General features: G+C 62.0%; 6 protein-coding genes. 1 reads left to right on the plus strand and 5 read right to left on the minus strand.

The window, feature by feature from the left end:
* From P792_RS39475 to P792_RS35230, 5 genes are all read right to left on the minus strand, one after another.
* On the minus strand, nucleotides 1–551 hold a 551-nt coding region (locus tag P792_RS39475), incomplete at its 3' end, for an anhydro-N-acetylmuramic acid kinase (RefSeq protein ID WP_035440959.1).
* An 86-nt stretch (nucleotides 552–637) separates the two neighbouring features.
* Nucleotides 638–1,582, minus strand: coding sequence for an N-acetylmuramic acid 6-phosphate etherase (locus P792_RS35215; protein WP_235075550.1), 945 nt, complete (start codon nucleotides 1,580–1,582; stop codon nucleotides 638–640).
* Nucleotides 1,575–3,134: a sodium:solute symporter gene (locus P792_RS35220; protein WP_023979985.1), complete on the minus strand. Its 1,560-nt coding sequence runs from the start codon at nucleotides 3,132–3,134 to the stop codon at nucleotides 1,575–1,577. The genes P792_RS35215 and P792_RS35220 overlap by 8 nt, the downstream gene beginning before the upstream one ends.
* A gap of 128 nt (nucleotides 3,135–3,262) precedes the next feature.
* Nucleotides 3,263–4,009: an acetolactate decarboxylase gene (locus P792_RS35225; RefSeq protein WP_023979986.1), complete on the minus strand. Its 747-nt coding sequence runs from the start codon at nucleotides 4,007–4,009 to the stop codon at nucleotides 3,263–3,265.
* Between the two features lie 22 nt (nucleotides 4,010–4,031).
* Nucleotides 4,032–4,991, minus strand: a complete 960-nt coding sequence (locus P792_RS35230) for a glutaminase (protein ID WP_023979987.1) — start codon at nucleotides 4,989–4,991, stop codon at nucleotides 4,032–4,034.
* A 191-nt stretch (nucleotides 4,992–5,182) separates the two neighbouring features.
* On the opposite strand from P792_RS35230, the gene P792_RS37855 reads away from it, so the two are divergent.
* A partial coding sequence (locus tag P792_RS37855) for a hypothetical protein (RefSeq protein WP_031241732.1) occupies nucleotides 5,183–5,370 on the plus strand: 188 nt, incomplete at its 3' end.

Below are 5,370 nucleotides of genomic sequence, written 5' to 3' on the forward strand. Positions count from 1 at the left end.
GGGCCAGTGTCGCCTGCCAGAATGGTCCCATCCGCGCCGACGAAAGTGACATTGGCCACGCCGCCGATATTGAGGATTGCCACCGGCCCCTGCATATCGCCCAGACAGGCCGCATGATACCAGGGTGCCAGAGGGGCGCCCTGCCCGCCTGCCGCCACATCGGCCGAACGAAAATCATGGATGACCGGCAGCCCGGTCAGATGGGACAGACGAGAGGCATCACCCATCTGCCATGTCCGCCCCCGTTCCGGCGCGTGATACAGTGTCTGGCCATGAAACCCGACAAGATCGGCCGTACCTTCCTGCTTCAGCACTTGCTGCACAGCCCGCACATGGGCATCGGTCAGTTCGCGCTCGACCGCCCCGAATTCTTTCGGCAGGGCTTCGAGCGTCTCACCGGCAAAGGCGGCTGCCTGGCCGAACAGGGCATAAACACGCTCACGCAATGAGGCCTCATAGGGCAGACTAACTGCAGCGCCGCGATACCGTACGCTCACGCCATCCGTCTCGATCAGGGCGGCATCCACCCCATCGAGCGATGTACCGCTCATCAGACCGATCACGCGCAGAAATCTGCCCGTGCCTTCAGATCTGCCGTCATGCCCCGTTGGGGGCCCGTCATCCTGTGGGGACGAGATCATGAGCCGGTCTCTGTCTTGCGGCCCAGTATCGCGTGCAGATCACCCCCATGCGTCTTCAGGGCAAGTTCGGCCTCCTCGAGCGTCATGCCGTGACGGAGCAGCACAGCACGTTTGACGTTGCCATCGGCCTGTTTCAGCGCATTCCCGATCTCCGCGTCAGTACCCCCGGCAATGCGACGCACCATGCCGATCGCACGCCGTGCCAGCTTGGCGTTGGTGACACGCATATCCACCATTAGCCCCTGATAGACATGCCCGAGACGGATCATGAGCGTGGTCGAGAGCAGGTTGAGCGCTGCTTTCTGCGCTGTCCCTGCCTTGAGCCGTGTCGAGCCCGCGACCGCTTCGGCGCCTGTTGGCAGCGCAATGCCAAGTTCGGCCTCACGCAGCAGGCGACCCTCTGCCACGCAGCTTATCCCGATGGTAAGCGCTCCCTTGCTGCGCGCGAAACCGAGCGCCGCACAGCTGTAAGGCGTGTTGCCACTCGCCGCGATGCCAAACACCACGTCATCGGGCCCTACATGATTGGCGTCCATCTCAGCACAGGCCGCCTGCTCATCATCTTCGGCACCCTCGGCGGCCTGCGATACGGCGGCACTGCCTCCTGCCAGCAGCATCACCAGCCTCTCCGGCGGCCAACCATAGGTGGGAGTCAGTTCCACCCCGTCCTGCATACCTACCCGGCCCGCCGTGCCGGCACCGACATAAAAGAGCCTTCCTCCCCGTCGCAAACGCGGCAGGGCCGCCTCGACGACCGCTTCAAGCGATGGAACAGCCGCCCGGACAAGCGCCGTGGCCGCCATCTGCGCTTCAGCCAACGCATCGAGGATCGTTGCCGTCGGCCAAAGCTCGATCGTGGCGTAGCGCGGGTCCTGCTGCTCCGTCTGGAGTTTCTCCACAGCGTGCTTCTGCGGAAGGATATCTGACGGTGTTTCAGTCACGTTGGGGCTCCTGACTGGCAGCTTCTGGGCGAGCGGCGCGCTGTCCCGCCAAAGCGCGATACAGCCCCGCAGCACCAAGGTGAAACAGGATGCCCAGTGGCACAAGCCATGAAAAGGCAATCGCGACACCACGCAGCTGGCCAACGATCAGTACAAGCGCCATGCAAGCAAGGGATGCGACATATCCCGCCATGACCGCCCGAGCCCGGAGGCCGGGCAAAAACAGCGCGCAGAGAAACGCCCCCAGTGTCGGCCCATAGGACCACCCGGCAATGGTAAGCCCCAGAACAACCGCCGATTTGCTTCCCATCGTGAACAGGGCCGCCCCGACAAGCAGCACAGCCCCCCATAAAAGGGTCATGAAGCGTGGCGCAGAGAGCGGGCCGGGCCGATAGCCGATATGCTGCATCGCCTGTTCGATCCAGCGACGGGGCCTCGGACCGAAATCAGTCAGGCTTGCCCCGGCCATCGCGTTGAGTGTGGAAGAGAGCGACCCCATTGTGGCGCTCAGCACGCCGGCAATGAGCAGACCGGCAATCCCGGCGGGTAACGCTTCAATCATGAAATGAGGAAAAAGCGCGTCGGAGGACATCATATGATCCGCAGCAAGGCTGCGCCCTGCGCGGGCAACCCAGAGCTGAACCCCGAGAAGGGAGAGAAGCCCGAACAGGGCCGCCACCACAACAGCGCTGCCAATCAGGGCCATGCGGGCCTCCCGCAATGAACGCGCTGCCAGAATACGCTGCACCATGAGCTGGTCTGTGCCGTGAGAAGCAATGGAGAGCACAGCCCCGCCAAAAAGGGAGGCGGCGAGGGTGAAGGGGTCACCCAGCCAGTTCTGTGCGGTCAGGGGATGAAAGACCGCGAGCTTGCCCGACTGAACGGCCATGGACCAGCCCTGCCCTGCTGCACCAGATCCCGGCGCGCCATGCCCCGCCATGCCGAGCCAGACATACACCACACAGAAGACTGCCCCGAAACCGTAAATGCCGAGCTGGATCGCGTCTGACCACACAACCGCACGAAGCCCGCCGAGAATTGTGTAGAACAACGTGAAAACCAGAATGGCGGACAGGACGCTCCAGCGGCCCACAGGCAACCCGCTTTGCGTGAACAGCCAGACGATGGGCAATGCGCCGGCAAGCAGGCGGATACTCTCGGCCATGAAACGCGTGACCAGAAATGCACCGGACGCCAGACGCTGCATGGGGGCCCCGTAACGCGCGCCCAGTACGGTGTAGGCGCTCGTCATCGAGCCCTCGACATAGCGCGGCAGAAACCACAGGGCGACCAGGCCACGCCCGATGAAATATCCCCCGGCGATACCGAGAAAAACCATCCCCTGCGTATAGCCGATACCCGGGATGCTGATGAATGTCAGGGTCGATGTCTCGGTCGCCACAAGGGAGAGACACAGGGCCCACCAGGGCAGGTCATGATGCGCAGAGAGGAAATCCCGCGACGAGCCTGCAGAGCGGCGACTGACACGCCAGACCAGAAAACATAGCCCTGCAAAATAAAGCAGGATGACAAGACGATCGAGCGGATGCATGGCGTCGGACCCGGCAGAAAGGCGAATAAGTGCCCATGATGGCGAAGAACACCATCATGGCAAGCACGTGGCCTGAGCTTTGTGCCAGTTCAGCCTGTCCGGCCCTGCATCCCGTGTCCCGGGGCGGGTTATTTCTCGATACGGTGGATCATGTCATCGAGCTTGTCCGTCTCAATGGTTCGGTTCCGGAACGAGTCGCTTTGCGGGTTGGTAATCTCGATGGTCGGTTTTTCCTCCGCGCTGAGCGTTGCATGACGGGCGGCAAATTCCAGCACATGCCCGCTTATCTGGCGTTCATCGTCGAGGAAATGGAAATGAAAGCCGGGAACCGAAATGCGACCGAACAGGGCGGGCGTCCAGAAACCGATCAATCGGCCCCGTATCCCCTCGAACCTGTCGATTTTCTGACTCGCGGCAACAGCCTCGACATCGCGATGCTGATCGCTCTCGTCTGCGGCCCGATGGGGGCGGCGAAGCACAAGATGGTCGAACAACCCCGTCACGCTGACCGCCATGAAGATATTATCGGGCGCGATCAGGGTGCAAAGCCTGTCATAGGCCGTCTCATGGGTAATGTTCTCGACCTCGACCTGAAACTGGGGCCGAAACGCCGTGATCTGCACGAAAGGAACTGCGTCGTGCTGCGGCAGCTCATGCAAGGGCTCACCCGCCGTTGCTTCATAAACACGGCCATCGCAGATCGTGAGTTCGCCATTGAGCCCGGCAGAGCAACCGAGACCGAACCCGGTCTCGTGGCAGGCGCATAGCGATGCGATAGATGTCCGGCCATCAGGGCCCCGATGGTCGAAAACTGGGTAATACGGCTCACGACGGCAACTCTCCTTCCATTCCTCTGCGCCACTTCGCAGCGCCATCCTGTCAGGCCTAACGCGTGAATCAGGGAATGGTCTGAACCGAGAGGGGGAACGGGTTGAACACCGACCAGCCGGTTCGCTGCACCAGACGCTCAAGCGCGAGCGTTCCGAGCAGGGAATTTCCCTGGCTGTTCAGCCCCGGCGACCACACGGCAACCGAAGCCAGCCCGGGCGCAATGGCCAGAATACCGCCGCCCACGCCGGATTTGCCCGGCAACCCCACTCGGATGGCAAAGGCACCAGACCCGTCATAATGGCCGCACATCATCATGAGGGCCATGGTGGTACGGGCATCAGGCACAGAGGTGATCATCCGCCCGGAGCGCAGATCCACCCCGCCCGTCATGAGGTAACAACCGATTTCAGCCAGTTGACGGCAGGACATGGTAAGGGCGCACTGGTGGAAATACAGATCGAGCGTGTCCTCGATCGGATTTCTGATATTGCCGAAAGTACACATGTAATTGGCGAGGGCAGCGTTGCGAAACCCCGTATCGCGCTCCTGACGGGCCATGTTCTCATCGATATGCAGCCCCTCTGGCGCGCCGGACTGCGAAAGCGCAAAATCGAGCAACGCCTGACGCGCGCCCAGACGACCCAGCCGGGAGACCAGAATATCGGAAATGACGATGGCCCCGGCATTGATGAACGGATTGCGGGGAATACCGTGCTCGCTCTCCAGCTGGACGATCGAGTTGAAGGCACTTCCCGAAGGCTCCTGACGCACGCGGCTCCAAAGCTCGCTTCCCTCAAGCGTGAGGGCGAGGGTCAGGCCGAATACCTTGGAGAGACTTTGGATCGAAAAGGCTTCATCCGCATCGCCCGCCACGTGAGCGCTGCCTCCAGCGTCAATGACCGCAATACCGAATTTGGCAGGATCGACGCAGGCAAGCGGCGGGATGTAATCTGCCACATGGCCACGCTCGGTGATGATCTGCATGTCACGCGCAATTTCGGCAACGATGCTGTCGAGATCGGCCATATCCTGTCCTTCCTGCCTTTACCTGTTCCGTCGTGGGGCGCGCCTTCGTCACGAGACATCGGCCCTTCATCACCCGGTCCAAACAGCCGGCTGAGGCCAGAGACATGACATGCACGAGAGCGGCGCACAATGCCGGATCAGGCGGGTCGCGGTCAGGCACCGTGACGTGATGACAGGACGGCTATGGCCCTATGACACCGCCCGTTTTCGGACTGCGCCGTATCGGCGCCACGGTTGAGCTTGCCCGCCTAATCTGCGATGAGAAACCCATGAATGGCGGCAAGACACGATCGGGTAAGGATGCAGGCGGGAAGGCGGATGTAAAGCCGGGCGAGAAGGCGTTTGCCTTGCCGGGTCTGCCTGATAGCGGCGCAGGTGA

The organism is Asaia sp. SF2.1, assembly GCF_000505765.1.
Lineage (GTDB): Bacteria > Pseudomonadota > Alphaproteobacteria > Acetobacterales > Acetobacteraceae > Asaia > Asaia bogorensis.

Bases quoted from the DNA above. Each gene is read 5' to 3' on its own strand.
- P792_RS35220 (WP_023979985.1), bottom strand. From the start codon at position 3,134: ATGCATCCGCTCGATCGTCTTGTCATCCTGCTTTATTTTGCAGGGCTA.
- P792_RS35225 (WP_023979986.1), bottom strand. From the start codon at position 4,009: ATGGCGCTGCGAAGTGGCGCAGAGGAATGGAAGGAGAGTTGCCGTCGT.
- P792_RS35230 (WP_023979987.1), bottom strand. From the start codon at position 4,991: ATGGCCGATCTCGACAGCATCGTTGCCGAAATTGCGCGTGACATGCAG.